The following is a 24,973-nucleotide window of genomic DNA, read 5'->3' on the forward strand; positions in this document are numbered from 1 at the left end:
AGTAGCCAAATCCTTTTGGATAATAAAGCTTTATGGCAAAGAGTTTTACTTATAAACAAATTACAACGTTGTCGTTATTAAATTGTCTTCAAATGATAAAAGAAAAGGCTGCCCAATGGCAGCCTTTTTATGTTAAATGGTTTCCTTCCGATATTAGTTTATCATGAATTTTTTAACTGCTTTTGCTCCGTTGCCTGATAGTTCAATAAGGTACATTCCGGCTTGTGCTTCCAACTGAATATTTTCTACCCAATTGCCACCGTTTGAAACCGGTTGGCGTTGGTAAATTTTGCGTCCGCGCATATCATAAACGGTTAATTCATATTGTCCGGTTAGATTGCTGCCCTGAACGGTAAACGAACCGCTATTTGGGTTTGGATAAATAACAAAATCAGCTGCAGCAAAAGTTGGTGTTGACAAAGCCGGCACTACACGGCAAAGATTCAAGCTCCATGAATTAATAAAACCGCCGTCAAGAGGAAATTCATCATACACTTCAAGCTGCCAATCTCCTAAAGCTGATTCTCCGGCCAGTGTGCTCAATAGCGTTTCCGGTTTGATTGTTCCGGAAAGTACCGGTGTTCCGTTGCAGGTGAGAATGACTCCATTATCGGCGAAAGTTGCCACAGCATCATCTGCGTCTCCACATTTATGGCTAAACAGATTGATGATTGTTCCGGATGGGCTAATCAGTTTAACCGCAATATCGGTTAGCCAGGTATGAGAAATATCAAGTGTTACGGTAGCTCTTTCGATCTCAAAATTTTCAGCAATGTTTAAAGTAGAACTGACAGTTGCCACAGCTTCTGCCGGAATTACCACTGGAACATTGGCTGAATTAAAACTGGAGCAGGTAAATGCACCGGTCGTAAATTGGGAAACAGCACTTAAATTGCCATTACAGGCAGCGTTTTCAGGGCGTACACGCCAATAATATATTGTGGCTTCACTCAATCCCGATGCGGTATAAGCGTTTGTCATTGTAAGTGCCGTAGCAACAATATTGGTAAATGCTGAATCGGTGGCAATTTCAATAGTGTATTGGGAAGCATTGGCATCAGCAGACCAGGCAAAATCAGGAGAAAATCCAATTCCGACAGCATTGTTGGCCGGACTTGTCAAAGCCAATGTACCAAAAGAGTTGCTTAGCAGATTCAAATAGACCGAAGCTGTTTTGGTGATGGAACCTGAAATCGCATTAACGGTCAGTGGATAAAAACCAACAGCGGCATTTTGTGTATTGGTCAAAGTCAAAGTAACCGTTCCATTCGCACTAATAGTAGTTGGATTAAAAGAAACATTGATTCCGGCTGGTAAACCCGAAATTGAAAAATTGGTTGTCCCTGTAAATCCTGAAATAGTTTCGTAATCAAAAGTATAATTTACCACTGCTCCTAAGCAGGCATCAACATTTTGCACACCACTGGTTTCAAATAAGAAGGTTGCTGTTGGTGTTAAAATGGTAAAATTTTGGTTCGATACATCATAGAAAATATTGCCGTGGCCGCGTACCATGATTCGGTTAGTTGAACCGGGTAAATTGGGTACAGTAATTGTTTGGCTGCCATCATTTGGAACATTCATAGCCAACGGGACTGAAAAATCGAGCCCGCCATTGGTCGACAATAAAATATCGACATTCGCTGTATTGACACCATTTGTTGTGGTTCCTGCTACGTTCCAGGTAACGTTTTGATTGGAAGCAGCAACCCAATTCACAGCAGTGCTTGGTACTGTGATTACAAATGGACCGGCAGTATTGGAAGCCGTAACTTTCATAAAATCGGTTACTGATTCGCCACCATTAATGTTGTTGTCACGTACGGTAAATGCAAAATTATATTCGCGTCCCACAGTTGAAATCACTTCCCAGGTTGGCGCCAGATTGTTGGCCAAAACATCAGAAAGTTGCGGCATATAACGCACCGGAACATCCGTAATGACCTGCGGTTTGAAATTCGGGCCTTCAGTTGAGGTGGCTACCGGTGGCTGTACAGAAATTTGGCGGTCATATTGTTCCCACATATAGGTTAAAGCATCGTTATTAGCATCCGTGGCTGTTCCGGTTAGGATAAAAGCAGTTCCTTTTGGAATGGTATAATCAGTTCCCGCACTGATTACGGGCGCCGTATTCATGTTTGAAGTGATTGCGGCACAACTGCCTCCGCCGCCATTGATGGTATTTCTGATTTGGGCAATGCTGCCGGCAAAAAATTGAGCATTTGAATTACTTTGGATGTTCGGGTCACAAATTCCGGCGTAGGCCATAATAGAGCTTCCGCTTCCCGGTTCATAAGACCAGTTGCTGTCGCGATTGCCGCCACATTCGTTGTTAAAAGTATGGGCGGCACCAAACTGATGTCCCATTTCGTGTGCCACATAATCAATGTCAAAAGGATCACCTACAGGCGAGCCCAAACCAGTCGCGCCAAAGGCTTTTCCACCTTCAGAACAAGGTTGTCCACCACCCAATCCGCCGCCGGATGTTCCTACGCCGTGTCCGAAATCATAATTAGCCGTACCAATGACATTGTCAAGGGTTTCCTGTGTTTCTCCGATAAGCGCACCAACATCATCATTGGTTAAATCATCGGCATCGATATAAATTACTTCATCTTCATTGGGAATCAATTGCAGAAAAACCGAAAGATCGCGTTCAAACATCGAGTTGACACGGGTAACAGTAATGGTTACTGCGGCTAAAACCGCGGCTTTTTTTTGTGCCAATGTACCTGCCTGAAGACCGGCCGCCGCAATGTGAAATGCCGAATATTCAACGGTGGTTACTATACCGGTTCGATAGGTTCTGTAAGCACCATTGTCTTGTGGCAAAGCGTTGATTTCATTGATGTCCAATTTAGATTCTATATCAGCAGTATGGCATTGGAATGAGCGATTGGTTGTCAATCCTTCGCGGAGATAGCTCACATAATACTTGCCGTCTTTTGAATAGGGTTCGATATACGAAGTACCATTATTGACTGCCAGTGTCATCGTGTGAAGCCCAAATAAAGTTACGCTGAAGCGAATAACAACCGAACGGTTTTCAACGCCTTGCCCGACATACGATTTATTGTCAGGATAACGGGCAGCCAAATCAGGATGCATTACCGGTGCTTCGTAGATGTGAAAATTTTGCATTTTTCCATTGCCATCGGGAAAAGGTAAAATGAGTGTTGAGGTTTGGCCTCGCATTGGGGCATTTTGAAGCGCTTGTTTGAAAGCAGCAAGATCAAGTTTGTAGTAGTGTTCCGTTTTCGGAATGGAAGTCCGGTCCTTTTGACCTGAAGTAGCCGCTTCGGTTTGCGAAACGTTGCGCCATATTTCCTGGGCATTGGCACTCAATATGGAAAGAAAGCATAGTAGTGTTAGTAGTTTTTTTGTCATCGTAGATTTTTTTGAAGCAACTAAGATAAGAATTTATGTTGGCTTTCCTACTTAAATAAATCATTGTCAATACCAGTTTGTATACTATCTTTGCCGCTTCAAAATTCAACAATCCACATGATTACAGTTAACGACATAGCCGTGGAATTTGGCGGCACAACATTATTTAGCGATGTAACTTTTGCTATCAATGAAACCGACAAAATTGCCTTGATGGGTAAAAATGGCGCCGGAAAATCAACTTTACTTAAAATTGTAGCCGGAGAAAACAAGCCAACGCGCGGTGCTATAACCGGTCCGAAAGAAGCCGTAATTGCCTATTTGCCTCAGCATTTGTTGGCTGCCGATAATTGTACCGTGATGGAAGAAGCTTCCAAAGCTTTTGCTGAGGTTTTCAAAATGAGAGATGAGATTGACGCAATCAATGAGCAGTTGACCATTCGCACCGATTATGAAAGTGATGACTATATGAAGTTGATTGAACGTGTTTCCGAGTTGAGTGAGAAATATTATTCGATTGAAGAAGTCAACTATGAAGCGGAAGTAGAGAAAGTTTTGAAAGGATTGGGATTTGTCAGAGAAGATTTTGACCGTTCTACATCAGAGTTTTCCGGAGGCTGGAGAATGCGTATTGAATTGGCGAAAATCCTTTTAAAGCAACCTGATTTGATTTTATTGGATGAGCCGACAAACCACTTGGATATGGACAGTATTCAATGGTTAGAAGATTTCTTAATCAATCAGGCGAAAGCGGTTATGGTAATTTCCCACGACAGGGCTTTTGTAGATAACATAACCAATCGTACCATTGAAGTAACAATGGGAAGAATTTACGATTACAAAGCTAAATATTCGCATTATCTGGAGTTGAGAAAAGACAGAAGAGTCCACCAGCAAAAAGCCTACGATGAGCAACAGAAATTCATTGCCGATAATCAGGCTTTTATTGATCGTTTCCGAGGTACTTTTTCTAAAACAGATGCCGTTCAATCGCGGGTTCGAATGTTAGAAAAAATTGTTCCGATTGAAGTGGACGAAATTGATACATCAGCCTTAAAACTGAAGTTTCCACCATCGGCTCGTTCAGGGCAGTATCCTGTAATCGTTCGCGATTTGGAGAAATCGTATGGCGACCATTTGATTTTTAAGGATGCCAATATGGTGATTGAACGCGGACAAAAAGTCGCTTTCGTTGGGAAAAACGGAGAAGGAAAATCAACCATGATCAAAGCCATCATGAAGGAAATCGAAATCAACAGCGGTAATGTTGAGGTAGGCCACAATTGCCAGATTGGTTATTTTGCCCAAAACCAGGCTGCATTATTGGATGGAGATGCTACCATTTTTGAAACCATTGACAATATTGCTGTTGGTGATGTCAGAACGCAAATCAAGAATATTTTAGGCGCCTTCATGTTCCATGGCGATGACATTCAGAAGAAAGTAAAAGTGCTTTCGGGTGGTGAAAAAACGCGATTGGCGATGATCAAATTGTTGTTGGAACCCGTAAACTTATTGATTCTCGATGAGCCATCGAATCACTTGGATATGAAAACCAAAGACATCATCAAGGATGCCTTGAAAGACTTTGACGGAACGCTAATTTTAGTTTCTCACGACCGTGATTTCTTGGACGGTTTGGCCGAAAAAGTTTTCGAATTTGGGAACAAACGAGTAAAAGAACATTTTGAAGACATCAAAGGTTTCTTAGCTCATAAAAAAATGGAAAGCTTAAAAGAAATAGAAAAATAGAACGCAGACTGCAGAACGCAGACTTCAGCTATAAACCAGAAACCCTGTTCGTGTGCATCCGGACAGGGTTTCTTCATCAATCAAAACACTCAACATCACTAATTTTTTTTCTTTTTCATTTAACTTTTATCATTCTGCCACTATTGACTGATATATCTAAATAATTCATAGGTGTCGCTTTTTTATCGTGAACCAAAAAATATATAGTGTCTTTTCCAATCTCATTTGTTTTAAAATCAATTATAATATCAGAATTAAATTCACTTGAAATTGAAGTTAATCTTTCGCTATAAGATATTGTTCCGGTATACGGTAAGAAACGGCTATCTCTCATTGTAAAAGCATTACCGTTGAAGGTTATATTGCAGTCTTTTTGATAAGACTTTTGGGTAAATTCAATTTTGTAGGTTCCTTCTAATTTCACTTCTTGAATGTCCAATTTCAGACATGATAAAAAGCAATACAAAGCAATAAAAAATTTCATTATTTCCCCTTTTTGGCTTTCGGCTTTCCGTTTTTAGTTGAGATAATCACGACGCCTTTTTTGCCTTTTTCACCATAAATCGAAATGGCTTTTTCATTCTGCAGGACTGAAATAGAATCGATGTCCTGTTCGGTTAGCGGTGCATAAGGACTGGTTGGTTTTGGTCCGAATAATTCCTGTTCGGTATATTCAATCCCATTGATGATATAAAGCGGATCCGGAAGTTCTATGATAGATTCAATTTCATCCATTTCCACTTCTTTCACAGTTTGTTTATTGGTTGAGAGATTGTCATAAACCAGCAAAGGTTTTTCTTTTCTGGCACTCGAGACTTTATTTTCTTTGTTCATAAAGACTTCCAAATCTTTTGATTTATCATCTCCACGATGGCTAATTTCTTCTGCAGGTGATATAACCGGTGCCTTTTCTACGGTCATATTATAATTGACATCATCCGCTTTTAAATTTTCAGAAACGGTGATTTCTTCCGAATCTGCCCACGCAACCTGACTGTTGGTGTTGATTTGTACTTTCAGAATGTCACCTGCTTCTTTTTTGATATCGGGATGGACCGTTTCCGTGCTCACAACTGCTTCTTTTGGCGTTAAGCCTTTTTGAAGTGTATCATTTTCGGTAACAATTTTATCAGTGTTGGTTGTTGGCTCTCCATTGTTTAAAAACTGATAACCGATTGATATTCCCAGAAGAATCGACGCGGCAACGGCCCATTTTTTCCAAAGTTGGGATGCTTTTTTCAATTCTTTTTTATCCAGTTTTTCCTCCACGCGGCTCCAGACTTTTTCCATTGAAGCAAAATCGGGCGACTCAGCGTTATCAGCTGCCTTTTTGAATTGATTAAAAATATCTTGATTTTCCATGATTACTTTGCTTTTTGATAATAAAGATTGTTGACTAAATCTTTTAATTTGGTCTTCGCTACATTCAATTGTGATTTCGATGTGCCTTCGGAAATATTGAGCATCATTGCTATTTCTTTATGCCCATAACCTTCTATGACAAAAAGGTTAAAAATAGTTTTGCAACCTTCCGGAATCAAATTGAGCAAGTTGAGTAAATCTTCTTCCTCCAACGGCGTTTCTTCCGCACTTTTGGGCTGAATGCTAAACGAGGTTTCTTCCAGATACAAATTGAAATTCACGTTGCGTTTCAACTGTAACAAACATTGATTCACGGTTATTTTTCGTGCCCAGGCTTCAAATGCGCCCACTTCTTTCAACTGATCCAGCTTGGTGAAAATGGTATAAAATGCATCGGCTAATACTTCTTCTATTTCTTCTTCTTTTTTTAAATACCGTTTGCACGTCCGATAAAGCTTGGGTGACAAGTATTCATACACTTGACGCTGCGCTTCACGTTGCATTTTTTTACAGGCTGATATTTGCGTTTCGTTGATCACTATGGATGTCTTTATAACTAAAGAGTATTATTTGCTTGAAAAGGTTGGGACGAGGTTGAAAAAAAGTTTTAATAATCAGTTTTATTTTGTTTTATCGATAACCAACTTATAAATATCCGACTCCAAAACTTCAGAATCGGTGTCTTCACAAAGCAGGAATTCAATTTTATCTGCAGATTGTTTATACAAAGTCAGTCCTTCAAATTTATTGGTTGCCGAAATCTGTTGGGTAAATTCTACTTTTAAAGTTTTAGCATCGATGCGTCCGATGATGCTTCCCAAAACTTCTCCGTCGAGATAAGTGGAAGCGGTATCTTCGGCGGAAGCCAAAAACCAGATTTTATCTTCTACTAAAATGGCATCGGTGAAAGTGGCCGCTACATTTTTGATTTTGGGTAAGTCAAAAGGAATAAAAGTTAGCGGAGAATCCGGATGGTTTCCTTTTGAATGAATAATTCCGTTTTTACCATCGATTCCGTTGCCGCGTTGGAAGAAATAGACGTTTTTATCTTGGTCAATCAAACCTTCGATATTCAGTTCGTCGGCTGTGATTTTGAGTTCTGTTTTGAATCTTTGATAATAGTCGGTTAAATCGCTTTCCTTTATGGTTCCCGATATTGGTCTGTATTTAAAAAGGCGATTTCTTTTTTCGGTTGAGCCCGAACCGATGATTACGATACTATTTCCTTTTAAAGCGATCGCTTCAAAATCGGGTTTGTCTTTTTTGGCGACATTATCCTGAGCGTTTTTGACCAGTGCAATTTTGTTCAGCTTTTCCGTTGGAATAGTATATTCGTAAAGAAAAGTGCTGCTGTCTGAGATGAGATAAAGTTTGTCATCGTGATACACCAAGCCGGAAGCCGAACCGATTCCGATGATTTTAAACAATAGTGAAAGTTGAAATTTTTCCATGTTTGAAATTAAAAGGAGGACAGCCTGTGGCTGTCAGGTATTTTGCTTTAACAAAACTAATTAATAGCCCCGATTGAAACGACATCCTTTTTGAAGGATTGGCCGTAGCGATAGCGAAGGCACATCATTCTAAAAGATAGAGTGTAAAGCGGGAACCAGCTCCTAAATTATTATATTTACAAATATAAACACTTGACTTATGAAAAACATCAATCCGGAAGATTTTAAGGTAAAAGGGAAAATCGATTTGTCAAAAACACCGACGCGTCTTGATATTGATACCAGTAAGAAGGATGAAGAAACTGCATTGGATGAAATTCAGGTTAAGTTGAGCAGGAAACAAGATGCCATGTATGCGCACAATCGGCATGCCATTTTAATCTGTTTACAAGGCATGGATACCAGTGGAAAAGACAGTCTGATACGCGAAGTGTTTAAGGAATTCAATCCGCGTGGCGTTGTAGTGCATAGTTTTAAAACGCCCAATTCGACCGAGTTGGAACACGATTATTTGTGGCGCCATTATTTGGCTTTGCCCGAAAAAGGGAAATTTGCCGTGTTCAACCGAACACATTATGAAAACGTTTTGGTGACACGTGTGCATCCCGAATATATTTTATTTGAAAATTTACCCGGAATTGAGAAAGTGGAAGACATTACGCCACAATTTTGGGCCAACCGCATGGAGCAAATCAATAGTTTTGAAAAGCATATTGCCCAAAACGGAACAACCATTTTGAAGTTTTATTTTCATATGAGCAAAGACGAGCAAAGAGAGCGTTTGCTGAAGCGTTTGGAAACTCCCGAGGACAATTGGAAGTTTTCTCCCGGCGATTTGAAGGAGCGCGAACGTTGGGATGATTACATGAAATATTATGAAGAAGCAATCAACTATACTTCTAAAGACCATGCACCATGGTATGTAGTTCCGGCGGATGACAAAGGTGTAGCGCGTTATATTGTGGCCCAAACCATTTGGGAAACATTGAAAAAACTGACGGATATCAGTGAACCTGCATTGGATCCAAAAGTAAAAGCCAATATTGAGGTTTACCGGGAGCAATTGAAAGGATAAAACCAACAATCGCTTATAAAATTATTTTTTCATTGCCTTTTGGCGGATAATTGAAAGTATAAAACCTCCTATCTTTGCATTCCGAAATTTCGGTATTAAAAAAAGCAAAGTGAGTTTAGCACAATACACTAAAGAATTCCGATACAATCTTCAACTGGCTTACCCTGTGATTTTGGGTATGCTTGGCCATACTTTGATTGGTATTGTCGACAATATCATGGTTGGAAAATTGGGCAGTACCGAATTGGCAGCAGTGTCATTAGGGAACAGTTTGATTTTTGTGGCGATGTCCATCGGAATTGGGTTTTCTACGGCAATTACGCCGATTGTTGCCGAAGCTGATGCTGAAAAAGACACCGGAAAAATCCGTTCGGCTTTTCACCACGGACTGTTTTTGTGTATTATACTGGGCTTTATGCTTTTTGGTTTGGTGGTTTTAGCCAAACCGATTATGGAATTGTTGCACCAGCCCAAAGAAGTGATTGCTTTGGCCAAACCTTTCTTAACTTGGGTAGCATTCTCATTAGTTCCATTGATTATTTATCAGGGATACAAGCAATTCGCAGACGGTTTGTCGATGACCAAAATCTCGATGTATGCGATTGTAATGGCAAATGTATTGCATGTTATTATCAACTATCTTTTGATTTACGGGATTTGGTTTTTTCCAAAAATGGGCATCATCGGTGCGGCATTGGGAACCGTAATCTCGCGAATTGCAATGGTGGTATTTATGCACATCATTTTATCCCGAAAAGAAAAATTGAAGCCTTATTTTCAGGACTTTAGTTTTGACGAAATCAAAAAAGCTACGATTAGAAAAATAATCAACTTAGGTTTGCCTTCAGCCATGCAAATGTTGTTTGAAGTGGTCTTGTTTACCGCTGCAATCTGGCTTTGCGGAAGCATTGGCAAAACGAGTCAGGCCGCCAATCAGATTGCGTTGAGTATGGCGTCGATGACCTTTATGTTTGCTATGGGATTGAGTGTGGTTTCAATGATTCGCGTCAGCAACCAAAAAGGCTTAAACGATTACAAACAGCTGATAGTGGTGGCACGTTCCATTTTTTTATTGGCGATTATCATTGAAATTATTTTCGCCTTCATGTTTGTGGCTTTGCATCAGGTTTTGCCTTATTTGTTCCTGAACATGGAAAATGAAACCCAATTGCTGGACAATGCTGAAGTGATTTCGATTGCGACCAAATTGCTTTTGGTAGCCGCAGTGTTCCAAATTTCAGATGGAATACAGGTTGTAGTGCTTGGCGCATTGCGTGGCCTGCAGGATGTGAAGATTCCGATGTATATTACTTTTGTGGCTTATTGGGTTATTGGCTTCCCGATTTCCTATTATTTGGGTCTGAAAACCGATTTAGGTGCTGTTGGTGTTTGGATTGGATTGATTGGCGGATTAACAGCGGCCGCAATATTTTTGTATCTTCGTTTTCATTATTTAACCAAGAAGCTATTGAGACAAAACTCATAATTTGAAGAAAAAAGAATATAGAAAATAGATAATAGACGCTATTGTTATGTATTTTTGTCTTTATTCTTTTCTCTATTTTCTATAATCTAAAATAACATGGAATTACCAAAATTCGTACTCGCAGATAACTCAGATTACCCGGATGATATTTTTGTCATTCACCTTGATTTTCCTCGTTTTATCATCAATTTAAAAGACGATGAAGTAGAATTTATGGAAGACCTGGAAGGGGAAGATGAAACCGAATTAGAAGCCGAAATGGAGCATCTGATTACGCTCGCCGGAGAGTTCTACGACAAAGAAATGGAAGCTTACGAGGAATAGTACTCAGTGTTCAGTTGGCAGTGTTCAGTAAGAAACGGCGACTGAAAACTATTTAAAGTATTTCTCTAACAAAATCATAGCCGCTGCAAAGGGTGACAACTCATCGTTTTGCACGGCTTTTTTGTTTTCTTCCAAAAGCTTTGCAATTTCGGGATGATTGTAGAAGTTGTTTTTCAACTGCTCGTTGATGGTTTCCATCATCCAATATTGGTTTTGTTCCTTGCGTTTTTCCGCAAAATAATTGTTGGATTTCACCAAGTCAAAATAGCCGGAAATCGTTTGCCAAACGTCATCAATGCCTGTTTTTTCATAAGCGCTGCAAGTCGAAACTGTTGGAATCCAACCAGAACTTTTAGCAGGGAATAAATGCAACGCACGGTTGAATTCGGTTTTAGCCAACTTGGCTTTGGCGACATTATCACCATCGGCTTTGTTGATGACAATCGCATCGGCCATTTCCATAATCCCGCGTTTGATGCCTTGTAATTCATCGCCGGCACCGGAAATTTTAAGCAGTAAAAAGAAATCAACCATGCTGTGAACAGCAGTTTCGCTTTGGCCAACGCCCACGGTTTCAATCACAATCGTGTCAAATCCGGCGGCTTCGCAAAGGATAATGGTTTCCCTGGTTTTTCGGGCTACGCCGCCAAGCGTTTCACCCGAAGCACTCGGTCGGATATAAGCGTTTTTGTCTTTGACCAATTCTTCCATACGGGTTTTGTCACCCAAAATACTGCCATGAGAAATTGTGCTGCTTGGATCAACTGCCAAGACCGCGACTTTTTTGCCTAAGGAAGTCAGGTGTTTTCCAAAAGCTTCGATAAACGTACTTTTTCCAACACCCGGAACGCCGGTTATCCCAATTCGAACCGATTTATTGGCATGAGGCAGACAAGCACTAATGATTTCATTGGCTTTTGCCAAATGCGCCACATTGGTACTTTCCACCAAAGTAATCGCACGACTCAAAGCCGAAATATCGCCTTCCAAAATGCCTTTGACCAATGCTGCAGGACTGGGTTGGATTTTACGGCTGCGGACTACTTTGGCCAAAGAAGACTGGCTGAAACTTTCCGGTTGCGGAATGCCATCTTTTTCGTGTAAGGCGCTTTTTTTATGGGATTGATTGCTCAAAGGAAAATCGTTTGGGTAAATTTAGTAAAATAATATTGGACCAAAAATGGAAAAGCCGCAATTTTTAAGAAACCTTTAGCGCTCAATTTTCGGCGGTTTGTTTTTTTTGCCGTTCCTTTGCAAAATAATTCAATACCTCGAATGGATAACATTCTACTAGTTTTTCTCTGCCTAATCATGGGTTTGGCGATGCAAAGAGTTGCCGCTTTCCCTAAAAACGGACATTTAGCCCTAAACCAATTCGTAATCTATATCGCTTTGCCGGCTTTGGCATTGTATTATATTCCCAAAGTTTCGATTTCAACCGACTTGTTGTATCCGCTTGGCATTGCCTGGATTGGATTCTTGTTGTCGTTTGTTTTTTTCTATGTCATCGGAAAGAGAATGGGTTGGCCCAATCGATTAATTGGCTGTTTGGTCATAACGGCAGGTTTGGGAAATACGTCATTCGTTGGCTTCCCTATCATTCAGGCGTTGTATGGAGAAGAAGGTTTGAAAACAGCGATTATTGTAGACCAACCGGGTTCGTTTGTCGTCATGGCAACACTTGGGATTATCACCGCCGGAATTTTTTCCAAAGGTGAACCGAGCCGAAACGAAATCATCAAAAAAATATTGTTCTTTCCACCGTTTATTGCGTTTGCTTTGGCTTGTTTGATGAATGTGCTGAAACTGGATTTTAATGACCATTTCCAAACGGTTTTTCAAAAATTAGGGGCAACGGTTACACCTGTAGCTTTGTTGGCTGTTGGTTTGCAATTGAAAATCGACAAAGAAAGCCAGCACTGGAAATTCCTCCGATTGGGATTGTTGTTCAAGCTGATTATCACACCGGCCGTTTTCTTTTTGTTGTATAAAATTATCTTAGGCGGAAAAGGCGTAGCTGTCGATGTTTCCATTATGGAATCGGCGATGGCACCAATGATTACGGGAGCGATTTTGGCTTCCAATTACGGATTAAAACCCAAATTGAGCAGCATGATGGTCGGCATCGGAATTCCGTTGTCGTTTATATCGCTGGCTTTTTGGTATTTTATTTTAAATGCTTTTTAAATGGACACTATTGTAAATGTATCGTCTAAAAATAAGGATTTGGCCCAAAAAACGGTCTATTCGATTCTTTTTTCCATCAGTTTTGCGCATTTGCTTAACGATTTAATCCAGGCGATTATTCCGTCAGTGTATCCCATTTTAAAGCAGAATTACAATTTGTCTTTTTCCCAAATTGGTTTAATCACCTTTGCATTCCAATTAACTGCTTCCATATTCCAGCCGTTTGTGGGTTATTATACCGACAAACACCCAAAACCATTTTCCCAGATTTATGGGATGTTGTTTTCGTTAGCCGGAATTATCTCCATTTCATTCGCCAATAATTTTTATTGGATATTGCTTTCGGTAATGTTGATTGGAACCGGCTCCTCCATTTTCCATCCCGAATCGGCTCGTATTTCCAATATGGCTGCCGGTGGAAGACGTGGTTTGGCACAGTCTATTTTTCAGGTTGGCGGTAATTTTGGAACCGCACTCGGACCTTTATTAGTGGCTCTGATTGTGGTGCCGCATTCCCAAAAGTACATTCTTTGGTTTATCATAGCCGCTACGTTAGGATTGGCCATTATCAGTAAAATTTCGTTTTGGTATCGTGACAGATTGATTAACAGACAGCAGAAAAAAGTCGTCTTTGCCGATTTTCAAAGGTTAACCAAAAGCAAAGTGAAATGGGCCATTGCGATTTTGTTGATTGTTATTTTTTCCAAATTTTTCTACTCGGCGAGTTTGTCCACCTATTATACTTTTTATGTGATTGACAAGTTCCATCTTTCTATCAGGGAAGCGCAATACCACATGTTCATTTATCTGATTGCCTATGCTGCCGGAACCATATTGGGCGGACCTTTAGGAGATAAAATCGGGCGTAAATATGTGATTTGGCTGTCGGTTTTTGGGGCAGCGCCATTTGCGTTATTATTGCCTTATGTGAATTTATTCTGGACCGATGTTTTGATGGTCATCATCGGAATTATTATTTCTTCGGCTTTCCCGGCGATATTGGTTTATGCCCAGGAATTACTACCTAGAAAACTCGGAATGGTTTCCGGCTTGTTCTATGGTTTTGCTTTCGGAATGGGCGCGTTGGGCTCGGCTTTGCTGGGCACTTTAGCCGATTACACTTCAATTCAATACGTGTACCACGTTTGTTCGTTTTTGCCGTTAATCGGGATCATTTGTTATTTCCTTCCGAATCTGAAGAAACGATAGTAATAAAATTAATGGCCGAAATTATACTATTTATAAATTTGGTTGGCCTTTTTTACTAATTTTACAATTAACAACTGATTCACAAAACTTTAACGCTGTTGTTAAGCTCCAATTCTTTATCGATTCCTACATTTGATTTTAAAATATAAGATATGGGAACATTACGTTTAGGAGATGTCGCTCCAAATTTTGATGCCAAAACTTCTTTAGGCGATTTGAATTTTTATGATTATTTAGGCGATGGCTGGGGAATTCTGTTTTCGCATCCTGCCGATTTCACACCGGTTTGTACCACCGAATTGGGTACAGTAGCCAATTATTTGCCCGAATTTCAAAAGAGGAATGTTAAAGTATTGGCACTAAGTGTTGACAGTTTGGCCAAACATACCGATTGGATTAAGGATATTGAAGAAACCCAAAATGTAACGCTGACGTATCCGATTATTGCCGATGAGAACAAGGAAATTGCCAACTTGTACGATATGATTCATCCCAATGCGAGTGAGACTTTTACCGTGCGTTCGGTGTTTGTCATTGGAGCAGATAAAAAAGTAAAACTGACACTGACGTATCCGGCATCTACCGGAAGAAATTTTGAGGAATTACTTAGAGTTATAGACAGCTTGCAACTGACTGCCAATTACAGCGTAGCAACACCAGCCAACTGGAAAGACGGTGAAGATGTAGTGATTGTGCCAGCGATAAAAGATGAAGACATTCCGGCCAAATTCCCAAAAGGGTTTACCCGAATAAAATATTATTTGAGAATGACGCCGCAACCAAATAAATAGTATTTTTGAGGAATAGATTTAGCTATTTTTCAACATGAATTCTACATACCAATTACCACAAAGTTTGATTGACCAACTCCAAGCAGTTGTCGGTCAGGCTTTTCTTTTTTTAGACCAGGAAACCAGAAACCATTATGGTCACGATGAAACGGAAGACTATGTTTTTCCGCCAAGCGTGGTTGTAAAACCGGCAAATGCAAAGGAAGTTTCGGCCATCTTAAAATTGGCCAACGATTATAAAATCCCAACGACACCAATTGGTGCACGAACCGGTTTGAGCGGTGGCGCTTTGAGCATTTACCAAGGCATTGGTTTGTCGATGGAACGACTGGATAAAATCCTGGAAATCGATGAGCAAAATCTACAGGTAACTGTTGAACCCGCTGTGATTACCCAAGTGTTACGGGAAGCAGTTTCTGAAAAAGGATTGTTTTATCCTGTCGACCCAAGCAGTATGGGAAGTTGCTGGATTGGTGGTAACATTGCCGAAAATTCAGGTGGTGCAAGAGCCGTGAAATATGGTGTTACTAAAGATTATGTGTTGAACCTGGAAGTGGTTTTGCCCAATGGTGAAATCATTTGGACAGGAGCAAATACTTTAAAGAACTCTACCGGTTATAATCTGACCCAATTGATGGTAGGCAGCGAAGGAACGCTTGGTGTAATCACCAAAGCCGTTTTAAAGCTGTTGCCGCAGCACAATCACAACGTTTTAATGTTGGTTCCGTTTTACAAAGCCAACGAAGCCTGTGAAGCGGTTTCTGCTATTTTCAGGGCCGGAATTGTACCGAGTGCTTTGGAGTTTATGGAGCGCGATGCGATTGACTGGTCGTTGCAATATGTGGAAGGGATTAGTGTGCCGATTAAACCTGAACACCAAGCGCATTTGCTGATTGAAGTCGATGGGAATTATCCTGAGGTTTTAATGCAGGAAGCCGAGAAAATTTTATCAGTGGTGGAACAATTTGAAATCGATGAAGTTTTGTTTGCCGATACTGAAGACGAAAAGAATGCCTTGTGGAAAATGCGTCGTTCGGTTGCGGAAGCAGTGAAATCGAATTCTATTTACAAAGAAGAAGACACGGTTGTGCCAAGATATATGCTACCCGAATTGCTTTCGGGAATCAAAAGGATAGGAGCGAAGCATGGCTTTAAATCGGTGTGCTATGGTCATGCCGGCGATGGCAATCTGCACGTCAACATCATCAAAGGCGATATGAGCGATGACAATTGGAAAACCCAGGTTCCGGTTGGTATCCGTGAAATATTTGAATTGACGGTTTCCTTAAAAGGCACATTGTCGGGTGAACACGGCATCGGTTTTGTGCAGAAGAACTTTATGGATATTGCTTTTTCGCGAACGCATTTGGAATTAATGGAAAGCATCAAACGTGTGTTTGACCCAAACAACATCTTAAATCCCGGGAAGATTTTCCCAGACGAATTATAAAATAAAAGTCCCGATTGCTCGGGACTTTTTTTAATCTCTTTTCGGATTTTGTTTTTTGTTTCTTTTCTCCTCTTTTTTTTCTTTTGCAGTCTTCAGAGGTTCTTTTTTGACCGCTTTCTGCACGTCTTTTCCTTTTGCCATGGTATATAGTTTTTAGGTTGGTATAATGATTTAAGTAAAGATAAAACTATTTATTTAATCCTAAAGCTGTTTTTGTTTTTTCATCAAATAACGAATTGAAAGTAGCCAATTGTTCGGGATTGTCGAAATTAAAAAACTTCCATTCGCCATTGGTCGTTTCGTCTGAAATCGCCACGTAAGTGGAAATCTTCTTTACATTAAAACTATTTCGTGTTGGTTCAAAAGTGACATCTTTGGTGTTGTTGATTTCCTGAAGCCATGCTTTCTTTTCTGCTGCTTGTTCGGAAGTCAGTTTGTTTTCAAAAAAATACCTTTTCGGAATGCGAATGGTAATGACACAAAATGATTTACCGCCGACTTGTTTGACCGGTCCGAATTGAAGCGGAACTGTTTGCAATTGGTAGCGCAAACGGTATTCTTCATTTTCATAATGCAGCTCCGTTTTTTCAAGGAAAACAGTTTTGCCCATATTCTCCACCATTTTAGGATAGGAAAGTTGTGCAATGCCTTCAAAATCCATCAGAAAATTAGCCTCGTAAAGTTTTTGAGCCGAAGTTTTTAAGGCTTCTGTACTTTGCGAAAAGCAATTGAAGGTGAGGAAGAAAAATAGAAATGAAAAATGTTTTAGTCTCATCGTGTTACATGCCAAGTTCTTTGATTACTTTTTCGCTGAATAGTTTGGTAACCAATACATTTTTTTTATCGCGGTTGATGAATTTCCATTCGTTCTTAGTCAAAGCATCGGAAATGCCAATCATTGTAGCTTTTTTGGAAATGGTAAAAGTATTTGTTTCCGGTTTGAAGGTCACGTTGTCAGATTCCATGGCTTCTTTCATCAGGTCAATCATCATTTGAATTTCTTCTCCTTCTACTTTTTCAGTAAGCGTTAACTCCATTCCAAGATTATGGTCAATCAGGCAAAAGGTTTGACCATCTATTTTCTTGATTTCGCCAAATTTAAAATCGGGTTCAAGATTCAACAGTTTTATTTTCATTTGCTCATTGCCACTAAAAGTCTGGGCGAGCATTTCACTCATTTGTTCTCTGGAAACGATGTCAAAAAGTTTTGGATAAGTACTGTCCAATATGGCATCATAATCCAATGTGGTTGTTGCGATATAAATCTTTTGTGCGCCATTCTTTAAAGCCGTTAAATCCTGAGCGAATGTCAGTTGGACAAACAGTAAAGCGATGACGATAGTTAGTTTTAATTTCATGATTTTGTTTTTGGTTTATTCAAATATATAAAAAATCCCCAACAGCCTGAACCGTTGAGGATTGTATTTATCTGTAACAGATTTTATAATTCTTCCAATTGAATACGTTTTTTGTACTGTTTGATTTGTTTAAAATAACTTGGCGTTAGTCCCGTCACTTTTTTAAATTGGTTTGACAAATGAGAAACACTGCTGTATTCCATTAGATAGCTGATTTCAGTAAGTGACAATTCATCATACAAAAGCAATTCTTTTACACGCTCTATTTTGTTCAGTATGATGTAATTGACAATGGTGGTTCCTGTAACTTCTGAAAAAAGATTCGACAGATGGGTATAATTATAGTCTAATTCTTTACTCAAATAATCTGAAAAATTCACTTTAGGGTATTTTTCGGAATAATGAACCAATTCTACAATGACATTTTTGGTTCTTTCGATAAGCAATGATTTTTTATCATCTATCAGTTCGAGCCCTTTTTTTAATAATGCTTTGCGGAGTGATTCTCTATCCTCGGCATGAATGTTTTTTTTGAGGTTAACTTCGCCTAAATCAATGGTAGTGTGCTTCAATTTTAATTTGTCCAATTCCTCTTTCACTGCCATTTTGCAACGAAGCGAAACCATGTATTTAATGTGTATTTTCAAGGTAGTTGAATAAATGGAAGAATAATTCTTTCCGATTCTTGTAAAGATACTCTATTTAAGCGCGCAAAGGTAATTTACTTTATAATAGGCACTTTGCATATTCCTGACTTTGATTTATACATTTCACAGTATTTTGATAAACAAAAATCCCCAACAGTTCGAATTGTTGGGGATTGTATTATTTATGAGACACTTCGACTGCGCTCAGTGTGACAAATGCTTAGTCATGTACCAAAACCCATTCGCCTGAAGCTAACATGCTTTCGGCTTTTTTGTATTTGGTCGTTTCCGTTTTGCCACTCATCACATGTTTAATCGTCACAGTGTCGTTACGGTTGATTTTCGGAGTTTCTCTCACGATGGTTTCCGTTACTTGTGGTCTGTGTTGTGCTGCCTGACTGGCTTCACGGTTGGCACTTTCACTACTTTCGATTTCGTCTTTGCTTTCGGTGTAATTTTGTTTTTCACGAACCTGACGCGCTTCCTGAATGTTTTGGTTTTGCTGTGGCAAATCACCTTTAAACAAGAATGAAATCACTTCTTTATTCACGCCGTCTAACATGGTGCTAAACAATTTGAACGCTTCCAATTTGTAAATCAACAACGGATCTTTTTGTTCGTGAACCGCTAACTGTACCGATTGTTTTAACTCATCCATTTTGCGTAAGTGCTTTTTCCAGGCTTCATCGACAATGGCTAAGGTGATATTTTTTTCGAAATCGGCTACCAATTGGGCACCATTTGAATCAAATGCTTTTTTCAAATCGGTTACCACATTCAGTGTTTTGATTCCATCTGAAAACGGCACAATGATGCGTTCAAATTTGTTGCCTTCTTTTTGGTATACATCCGCAATGATTGGGAAAGCTTCACGGGCACTTCTTTCTGTTTTCTCGGTATAATAAGCCAAAGCTGCTTTATAAACCTTACCCGTAATTTCCATTTCGGATAATTTCTCAAATTCAGTTGCCGAAATTGGCGAGGTAATCGAGAAGTAACGGATTAATTCAAATTCGAAGTTTTTGAAATCATTTTTGCTTTTGTTTTCGCTTACGATCAATTCGCAGGTGTCATACATCATATTGGCAATATCCAATTTCAAACGTTCTCCGAATAAGGCATGGCGACGACGTTTGTAAACTACTTCACGTTGGGCATTCATAACGTCATCATATTCCAATAAACGTTTACGGGTACCAAAGTTGTTTTCCTCTACTTTTTTCTGAGCACGCTCAATAGACTTGGTCATCATTGAATGCTGAATCACTTCACCTTCTTTCAATCCCATTCTGTCCATGATTTTCGCTACTCTGTCTGAACCGAACAAACGCATCAGGTTATCTTCCAAAGACACATAAAACTGTGAGCTTCCCGGATCTCCCTGACGACCGGCACGACCACGCAACTGACGGTCAACACGACGCGAATCGTGACGTTCCGTACCGATGATGGCCAAACCTCCGGCAGCTTTAACTTCAGGCGTTAACTTGATATCGGTACCACGACCTGCCATATTCGTTGCGATTGTAACTACACCGGGTTTTCCTGCTTCGGCTACAATTTCGGCTTCTTTTTTGTGCATTTTTGCGTTCAATACGTTGTGGGCTACACCGCGCATTTTCAACATACGGCTTAATAATTCTGAAATCTCTACCGAGGTTGTTCCAATCAATACCGGACGACCGGCTTGTGATAATTGGGTTACATCTTCGATTACCGCATTGAATTTCTCGCGAACTGAGCGGTAAATCAAATCTTCTTTGTCTATTCTTGAAATGCCTTTATTGGTTGGGATTTCCACTACGTCTAATTTGTAAATCTGCCATAACTCACCAGCTTCAGTCACCGCGGTTCCGGTCATACCGGCCAATTTGCTGTACATACGGAAATAGTTCTGTAATGTAATGGTCGCAAAGGTTTGGGTTGCGGCTTCAATCGTAACCTGCTCTTTGGCTTCAATCGCCTGGTGTAATCCGTCAGAATAACGACGGCCATCCATAATACGACCGGTTTGCTCGTCAACGATTAGGATTTTGTTGTCCATGATTACATATTCCACGTCTTTTTCAAACAAGGTATACGCTTTCAATAATTGCGTCAAAGTGTGGATTCTTTCTGATTTTACGCCGAAATCCTGGAATAATTTCTCTTTGGCTTCCGCTTCTTTGTCTTTGCCTAAGTCTTGCTTTTCGATGTTGGCGATTTCAGTTCCAATATCCGGTAAAATAAAGAAATCGTCTGAAGTATCTTTTGACAGGAATTTGATTCCGTTATCGGTTAATTCTACCTGATTGTTTTTCTCTTCGATTACAAAATACATGGCTTCGTCCACTTCCGGCATTTTGCGGTTGTTGTCCTGCATGTATTCGTTTTCGGTTTTTTGAAGCAGTTGTTTGATTCCTTCTTCACTCAAAAACTTGATTAAAGCTTTGTTTTTTGGTAACGAACGGTAAGCTCTCAACAATTGGAATCCACCGTCTTTAGTATTGCCTTCCTTGATTAAACGTTTGGCTTCGGTTAAAAATCCGTTAGACAATTGACGTTGTAAGTTATAAAGGTTTTCGATTTTTGGTTTTAGTTCGTTGAACTCATGACGGTCACCATCGGGCACCGGACCAGAGATAATCAATGGTGTTCTCGCATCATCAATCAATACCGAATCCACCTCATCGACAATCGCATAATTGTGTTTTCTCTGTACCAAATCTTCAGGAGAATGCGCCATATTATCACGCAGGTAATCAAAACCAAATTCGTTATTGGTTCCATAAGTAATATCCGCTTCGTAGGCTTTTCTACGGGCATCTGAGTTAGGTGAGTGATTATCGATACAATCCACAGTCAATCCGTGGAATTCGAATAATGGCGCTTTCCACGTGCTGTCACGTTTGGCCAAATAATCATTCACGGTTACCAGGTGAACCCCGTTTCCGGTTAAGGCATTTAAGTAAAGTGGCAAGGTAGCCACCAATGTTTTTCCTTCACCCGTTTGCATCTCGGCAATTTTACCTTCGTGCAATACGATACCACCAATCAACTGTACGTCGTAGTGAATCATGTCCCAGGTGATTTCTTTTCCGGCAGCATTCCATTGGTTGGCCCAAACAGCTTGATCACCCTCTAAAGTGATATAGGATTTAGTAGCGGAAAGCTCTCTGTCTCTTGGTGTAGCCGAAACGGTAATTGTGGAATTTTCTTTGAAACGGCGTGCGGTTTCTTTGATAACGGCAAAAGCATCCGGAAGGATTTCAGCCAATACTTTTTCTGAGATTTCGTAAGCTTCTTTTTCCAAAGCGTCAATAGCGTTGTAGATATCTTCCCTTAAGTCGATATCGGCGGTGTTTTCAGCTTCTGCTTTTTTGGCTTCAATCTCCGCGTCTTGTTTGGCGCGGGCTTGCTTTATTTTTTCTTTGAACTCAGCAGTTTTGGCTCTCAGTTCATCATGTGACAAAGCTGCTAAAACAGGTTCTAAGGCTTTTATTTTATTGATATAAGGCTGTGTCGCTTTGACATCTTTCTGTGATTTATCGCCTATAAATGCCTTGATAATGCTATTAATGAAACTCATAATGGGTTTGTGTTTATTTTATGTTTTATTTCCCCTGTTTAAGGAGTGCAAATTTAAACAAAAAAAAAGCCCTAAATGGACTTTTTTTCTGGTGTAATCGTTTATTTTTTAATATTCATCCTCGTTCCAAAGGTAATCTTCGTCTGTTGGATAATCCGGCCAAATTTCTTCCATAGATTCATAAATTTCACCTTCGTCTTCTATAGATTGTAAATTCTCCACTACTTCAAGCGGAGCACCGGTTCTGATAGCATAATCAATAAGTTCATCTTTGGTAGCTGGCCAAGGTGCATCACTTAAATAGGATGCTAATTCTAATGTCCAATACATCTTCTGTCGATTTTAGTTTATGCAAAAATAAATTTTATACTGAAAAAGTCAAGTAAAAATCAATTTATTTTAAAAAAAAGTTAAGAACGTCTTTTTAGACCACAGATTTTAGACCTCAGATGTCAGATTGTATTAAAAATACATCATTAAAATTTCTGCTTTCTGCCTTCTGAAATCTGCCTTCTATTTCCTCGGAATCCATTTTACTTCATCCGCTTGAAGGTCAAAAGACAACTTCCGTGCCAAGACAAAAAGGTAGTCAGAAAGTCGGTTCAGGTACTTGATAACCTGCTCATCGGTAGGCTCAATTTCATGTAAATGTACCGCCAAACGCTCGGCTCTGCGGCACACACAGCGCGCAATGTGACAATATGACACGGTAGTATGACCGCCTGGCAAGACAAAGTGTGTCATAGGTGGTAGCGCGGTTTCCATACTGTCAATTTCATTTTCCAAAAGAACAATGTCTTCTTCGGAAATGCGGTTGATGTTTAATCGCGGTTGACCGTTCTTTAGGGTTTCTTTTTCGGGTGGTGTGGCCAAAATGGCACCAACGGTAAACAAGCGGTCCTGGACTTCAATCAGAATGTTTTTATACAATGGATTGATGTCTTGGTCGCGTATCAGTCCGATATGGGAATTGAGTTCGTCAACAGTGCCGTAACTTTCGATACGGATATGGTGTTTTGGGACACGGGTTCCGCCAAAAAGTGCGGTGGTTCCTTTGTCGCCGGTTTTGGTGTAGACTTTCATCTCATTAGATTTTATTTGTCATTGGTATTCGATGCAACTCGCCATTGAGGCTCGTTTCGTTTTTTAATGGTACTAAGGCGCTAAGGTACTGAGATTTTTTTATTTTGAGATTAAATCTAAAATAGCATTAACAAAGCGTTGTTGTGAACCTTTGCTGTGGTTAAAATACAAATCGGGCTCGATGCATTCCACTTCCATCAGGTAAAGTTGATTGTCAATGACAATGCCATCAACACGGGCGTACAGTAGTTTTTCTTTAAATGTATTAACCACTTTTTGTGCCTGATGAATTAAATCCTGTGTTGGCTGAATGGCTGAATAATTTCCGCCAAATTGGATTTGCACCCTGAAATCACCATTGGCAGGTTTTTTATTGACACAGTGCGAGAATTTTTTATTGAAGAAAATAAAAGAAGTTTCTCCTTCAGTCACTATTTCGGGCATGAATTTTTGCAGCAGTAATTCTTTTTCAGCGGCTATTGGCTGGTATAGCGTGTTGATTTGTTCCAGTTGCGCTATTTCAAAAACCTCCGTAAGATAAGAACCGCCTGAATAAGCCGGTTTCAGGACTGCTTTTGACCAGTTTTCAGGAATGATGTTGGCTAAATCTAAACTCGTGGTCCTGTCTATAAAAACAGTCGGAAGTATTTTAATGCCTTGGTTTTCTAAATCCCGAAGATAAAATTTGTGTTTGTTCTTTTGAATGATTTCAATGGCATTCAGGGTTTTAATTTCCGAAGACTGAATGTAATCAAGCCAGGCATTGAATTGTTCTTCTTTTTCAAAATAATCCCAGGTATTCCTGAAAATCAGATAATCAAAATCGGTCCAAATGATGGTTGGATTATCCCAAACAGTAGCAGTAGCAATAACACCGTGTTTGGCTAATTCCGGAATTAAAAGCTGATCGGTATCGTATAAATCAGGGAACTTTTTACAAGTTAATAAGGCAATTTTCATTTTTACAAATGATCCGGATTTGGATTATCGCTTTCGATGATACCATCGCGCAAACGGATAATACGGTGGGCATATTTGGCGATGTCTTCTTCGTGGGTTACCAAAATCACCGTGTTACCATTTTTGTGGATGTCATTGAACAGGTTCATGATTTCGACAGAGGTTTTGCTGTCGAGGTTACCGGTTGGCTCATCGGCCAAAATGATAGAAGGTTTGTTGACCAAAGCTCTGGCAATAGCCACACGCTGGCGTTGTCCACCCGAAAGTTGATTCGGTTGGTGGTCCATACGGTCGGCTAAACTGACTTGTGTTAGTACTTCAGTAGCGCGTACATTTCTTTCGCTTTTGGAATATCCGGCATAAATCATCGGCAAGGCTACATTGTCTAATGCGGTTGTTCTTGGCAAAAGATTAAAGGTTTGGAATACAAAACCAATTTCCCGGTTTCGGATATCGGCCAAATCATCGTCATGCATTTGACTGACATCTTTGCCATTTAAAACATAAGTTCCTGAAGTAGGCGTGTCCAAACAACCCAAAAGGTTCATCAGTGTGGATTTTCCCGAACCTGATGGTCCCATAAGTGCGACATATTCGCCTTTGTTGATTTGTAAATCAATGCCTCTTAAAACGTAAATGGTTTCACTGCCTAATTGAAAATCGCGTTTGAGGTTCTTTATGTTGATTAATGGATTTGCCATTTTTGATGTTCGATTTTTGGAGAGTTTATTTCAGAATTTAAAAGTAGGATAATTATTTTAATTGATAGCCAAGTAAAGCCATTTTCCAAATTGGTATCCGGATTTCGCAATATAAAAGACTAACAGCAAAATGATCATCGGTAATAATACCTTAAAGAATTTCGATTTTAAAAAGCCCTGAA

At 39.8% G+C, this 24,973-nt stretch carries 22 protein-coding genes; 8 read left to right on the forward strand and 14 right to left on the reverse strand.

Annotated features, from left to right (window positions below):
* Positions 1-153: 153 nt before the first annotated feature.
* Positions 154-3,387, reverse strand: coding sequence for a reprolysin-like metallopeptidase (locus P1K33_RS07730; RefSeq protein ID WP_284652352.1), 3,234 nt, complete (start codon positions 3,385-3,387; stop codon positions 154-156).
* A 117-nt stretch (positions 3,388-3,504) separates the two neighbouring features.
* Between P1K33_RS07730 and P1K33_RS07735 the strand changes: the two genes are divergently transcribed.
* Positions 3,505-5,139, forward strand: a complete 1,635-nt coding sequence (locus P1K33_RS07735; RefSeq protein ID WP_284652353.1) for an ABC-F family ATP-binding cassette domain-containing protein — start codon at positions 3,505-3,507, stop codon at positions 5,137-5,139.
* Between the two features lie 115 nt (positions 5,140-5,254).
* On the opposite strand, the gene P1K33_RS07740 is transcribed toward P1K33_RS07735, so the two are convergent.
* The 4 genes from P1K33_RS07740 to P1K33_RS07755 form a co-directional block, all read right to left on the reverse strand.
* Positions 5,255-5,623: a hypothetical protein gene (locus P1K33_RS07740; protein ID WP_284652354.1), complete on the reverse strand. Its 369-nt coding sequence runs from the start codon at positions 5,621-5,623 to the stop codon at positions 5,255-5,257.
* Positions 5,623-6,501: a hypothetical protein gene (locus P1K33_RS07745; RefSeq protein WP_284652355.1), complete on the reverse strand. Its 879-nt coding sequence runs from the start codon at positions 6,499-6,501 to the stop codon at positions 5,623-5,625. The genes P1K33_RS07740 and P1K33_RS07745 overlap by 1 nt, the downstream gene beginning before the upstream one ends.
* 2 nt (positions 6,502-6,503) lie before the next feature.
* On the reverse strand, positions 6,504-7,004 hold the full coding sequence (locus P1K33_RS07750; protein ID WP_284652356.1) for an RNA polymerase sigma factor: 501 nt from the start codon (positions 7,002-7,004) through the stop codon (positions 6,504-6,506).
* Positions 7,005-7,121: 117 nt separating this feature from the next.
* Positions 7,122-7,952: a DUF6929 family protein gene (locus tag P1K33_RS07755; RefSeq protein WP_284652357.1), complete on the reverse strand. Its 831-nt coding sequence runs from the start codon at positions 7,950-7,952 to the stop codon at positions 7,122-7,124.
* A gap of 199 nt (positions 7,953-8,151) precedes the next feature.
* Here P1K33_RS07755 and P1K33_RS07760 point away from each other — a divergent pair, with 199 nt between their 5' ends.
* The 3 genes from P1K33_RS07760 (at position 8,152) to P1K33_RS07770 (ending at position 10,837) form a co-directional block, all read left to right on the forward strand.
* On the forward strand, positions 8,152-9,027 hold the full coding sequence (locus P1K33_RS07760) for a PPK2 family polyphosphate kinase (protein WP_284652358.1): 876 nt from the start codon (positions 8,152-8,154) through the stop codon (positions 9,025-9,027).
* 109 nt (positions 9,028-9,136) lie between these two features.
* Positions 9,137-10,513 (forward strand): MATE family efflux transporter, encoded by a 1,377-nt coding sequence (locus P1K33_RS07765; protein ID WP_284652359.1) that lies wholly within the window; start codon positions 9,137-9,139, stop codon positions 10,511-10,513.
* 96 nt (positions 10,514-10,609) lie between these two features.
* Complete coding sequence (locus P1K33_RS07770; RefSeq protein WP_176307738.1) at positions 10,610-10,837, forward strand: DUF8828 family protein; 228 nt, start codon at positions 10,610-10,612, stop codon at positions 10,835-10,837.
* A 48-nt stretch (positions 10,838-10,885) separates the two neighbouring features.
* Here P1K33_RS07770 and meaB read toward each other — a convergent pair whose 3' ends face one another.
* Entirely contained in the window at positions 10,886-11,971 is a 1,086-nt protein-coding gene (gene meaB, locus P1K33_RS07775) for a methylmalonyl Co-A mutase-associated GTPase MeaB (protein ID WP_284652360.1), read from the reverse strand.
* 141 nt (positions 11,972-12,112) lie between these two features.
* Between meaB and P1K33_RS07780 the strand changes: the two genes are divergently transcribed.
* The 4 genes from P1K33_RS07780 to P1K33_RS07795 all read left to right on the forward strand — a co-directional run bounded on the left by P1K33_RS07780 (position 12,113) and on the right by P1K33_RS07795 (position 16,474).
* Positions 12,113-13,024 (forward strand): AEC family transporter, encoded by a 912-nt coding sequence (locus tag P1K33_RS07780; protein ID WP_284652361.1) that lies wholly within the window; start codon positions 12,113-12,115, stop codon positions 13,022-13,024.
* Positions 13,025-14,233, forward strand: a complete 1,209-nt coding sequence (locus P1K33_RS07785; RefSeq protein WP_284652362.1) for an MFS transporter — start codon at positions 13,025-13,027, stop codon at positions 14,231-14,233.
* 152 nt (positions 14,234-14,385) lie between these two features.
* Positions 14,386-15,024, forward strand: coding sequence for a peroxiredoxin (locus P1K33_RS07790; RefSeq protein WP_284652363.1), 639 nt, complete (start codon positions 14,386-14,388; stop codon positions 15,022-15,024).
* Positions 15,025-15,058: 34 nt separating this feature from the next.
* Positions 15,059-16,474, forward strand: a complete 1,416-nt coding sequence (locus tag P1K33_RS07795) for an FAD-binding oxidoreductase (RefSeq protein WP_284652364.1) — start codon at positions 15,059-15,061, stop codon at positions 16,472-16,474.
* 187 nt (positions 16,475-16,661) lie between these two features.
* Here the strand turns inward: P1K33_RS07795 and P1K33_RS07800 are convergent, their stop codons facing one another.
* From P1K33_RS07800 to P1K33_RS07835, 8 genes are all read right to left on the reverse strand, one after another.
* Positions 16,662-17,249, reverse strand: a complete 588-nt coding sequence (locus tag P1K33_RS07800) for a PH domain-containing protein (protein WP_284652365.1) — start codon at positions 17,247-17,249, stop codon at positions 16,662-16,664.
* Positions 17,250-17,253: 4 nt separating this feature from the next.
* Positions 17,254-17,832, reverse strand: a complete 579-nt coding sequence (locus P1K33_RS07805; RefSeq protein WP_284652366.1) for a hypothetical protein — start codon at positions 17,830-17,832, stop codon at positions 17,254-17,256.
* Positions 17,833-17,915: 83 nt separating this feature from the next.
* Positions 17,916-18,479, reverse strand: coding sequence for a helix-turn-helix domain-containing protein (locus P1K33_RS07810; protein WP_284652367.1), 564 nt, complete (start codon positions 18,477-18,479; stop codon positions 17,916-17,918).
* Positions 18,480-18,699: 220 nt separating this feature from the next.
* A complete protein-coding gene (gene secA, locus P1K33_RS07815; RefSeq protein WP_284652368.1) occupies positions 18,700-22,047 on the reverse strand; it encodes a preprotein translocase subunit SecA in 3,348 nt (1,115 codons plus the stop codon).
* A 108-nt stretch (positions 22,048-22,155) separates the two neighbouring features.
* Entirely contained in the window at positions 22,156-22,377 is a 222-nt protein-coding gene (locus P1K33_RS07820) for a DUF2795 domain-containing protein (RefSeq protein ID WP_002986941.1), read from the reverse strand.
* A 183-nt stretch (positions 22,378-22,560) separates the two neighbouring features.
* Positions 22,561-23,130: a cob(I)yrinic acid a,c-diamide adenosyltransferase gene (locus tag P1K33_RS07825; protein WP_284652369.1), complete on the reverse strand. Its 570-nt coding sequence runs from the start codon at positions 23,128-23,130 to the stop codon at positions 22,561-22,563.
* A 99-nt stretch (positions 23,131-23,229) separates the two neighbouring features.
* Positions 23,230-24,090, reverse strand: a complete 861-nt coding sequence (locus tag P1K33_RS07830; protein ID WP_284652370.1) for an ATP-grasp domain-containing protein — start codon at positions 24,088-24,090, stop codon at positions 23,230-23,232.
* Between the two features lie 2 nt (positions 24,091-24,092).
* A complete protein-coding gene (locus tag P1K33_RS07835; protein ID WP_284652371.1) occupies positions 24,093-24,791 on the reverse strand; it encodes an ABC transporter ATP-binding protein in 699 nt (232 codons plus the stop codon).
* Between the last annotated feature and the right edge of the window lie 182 nt (positions 24,792-24,973).

The sequence above is a fragment of the Flavobacterium terrisoli genome (assembly GCF_030167905.1).
Taxonomy (GTDB): Bacteria; Bacteroidota; Bacteroidia; order Flavobacteriales; family Flavobacteriaceae; genus Flavobacterium; species Flavobacterium terrisoli.

Coding starts and splice junctions, on each gene's coding strand:
- P1K33_RS07730 (WP_284652352.1), bottom strand. CDS start 3,387: ATGACAAAAAAACTACTAACACTACTATGCTTTCTTTCCATATTGAGT.
- P1K33_RS07735 (WP_284652353.1), top strand. CDS start 3,505: ATGATTACAGTTAACGACATAGCCGTGGAATTTGGCGGCACAACATTA.
- P1K33_RS07740 (WP_284652354.1), bottom strand. CDS start 5,623: ATGAAATTTTTTATTGCTTTGTATTGCTTTTTATCATGTCTGAAATTG.
- P1K33_RS07745 (WP_284652355.1), bottom strand. CDS start 6,501: ATGGAAAATCAAGATATTTTTAATCAATTCAAAAAGGCAGCTGATAAC.
- P1K33_RS07750 (WP_284652356.1), bottom strand. CDS start 7,004: ATGCAACGTGAAGCGCAGCGTCAAGTGTATGAATACTTGTCACCCAAG.
- P1K33_RS07755 (WP_284652357.1), bottom strand. CDS start 7,952: ATGGAAAAATTTCAACTTTCACTATTGTTTAAAATCATCGGAATCGGT.
- P1K33_RS07760 (WP_284652358.1), top strand. CDS start 8,152: ATGAAAAACATCAATCCGGAAGATTTTAAGGTAAAAGGGAAAATCGAT.
- P1K33_RS07770 (WP_176307738.1), top strand. CDS start 10,610: ATGGAATTACCAAAATTCGTACTCGCAGATAACTCAGATTACCCGGAT.
- P1K33_RS07780 (WP_284652361.1), top strand. CDS start 12,113: ATGGATAACATTCTACTAGTTTTTCTCTGCCTAATCATGGGTTTGGCG.
- P1K33_RS07785 (WP_284652362.1), top strand. CDS start 13,025: ATGGACACTATTGTAAATGTATCGTCTAAAAATAAGGATTTGGCCCAA.
- P1K33_RS07790 (WP_284652363.1), top strand. CDS start 14,386: ATGGGAACATTACGTTTAGGAGATGTCGCTCCAAATTTTGATGCCAAA.
- P1K33_RS07795 (WP_284652364.1), top strand. CDS start 15,059: ATGAATTCTACATACCAATTACCACAAAGTTTGATTGACCAACTCCAA.
- P1K33_RS07800 (WP_284652365.1), bottom strand. CDS start 17,249: ATGAGACTAAAACATTTTTCATTTCTATTTTTCTTCCTCACCTTCAAT.
- P1K33_RS07805 (WP_284652366.1), bottom strand. CDS start 17,832: ATGAAATTAAAACTAACTATCGTCATCGCTTTACTGTTTGTCCAACTG.
- secA (WP_284652368.1), bottom strand. CDS start 22,047: ATGAGTTTCATTAATAGCATTATCAAGGCATTTATAGGCGATAAATCA.
- P1K33_RS07820 (WP_002986941.1), bottom strand. CDS start 22,377: ATGTATTGGACATTAGAATTAGCATCCTATTTAAGTGATGCACCTTGG.
- P1K33_RS07825 (WP_284652369.1), bottom strand. CDS start 23,130: ATGAAAGTCTACACCAAAACCGGCGACAAAGGAACCACCGCACTTTTT.
- P1K33_RS07830 (WP_284652370.1), bottom strand. CDS start 24,090: ATGAAAATTGCCTTATTAACTTGTAAAAAGTTCCCTGATTTATACGAT.
- P1K33_RS07835 (WP_284652371.1), bottom strand. CDS start 24,791: ATGGCAAATCCATTAATCAACATAAAGAACCTCAAACGCGATTTTCAA.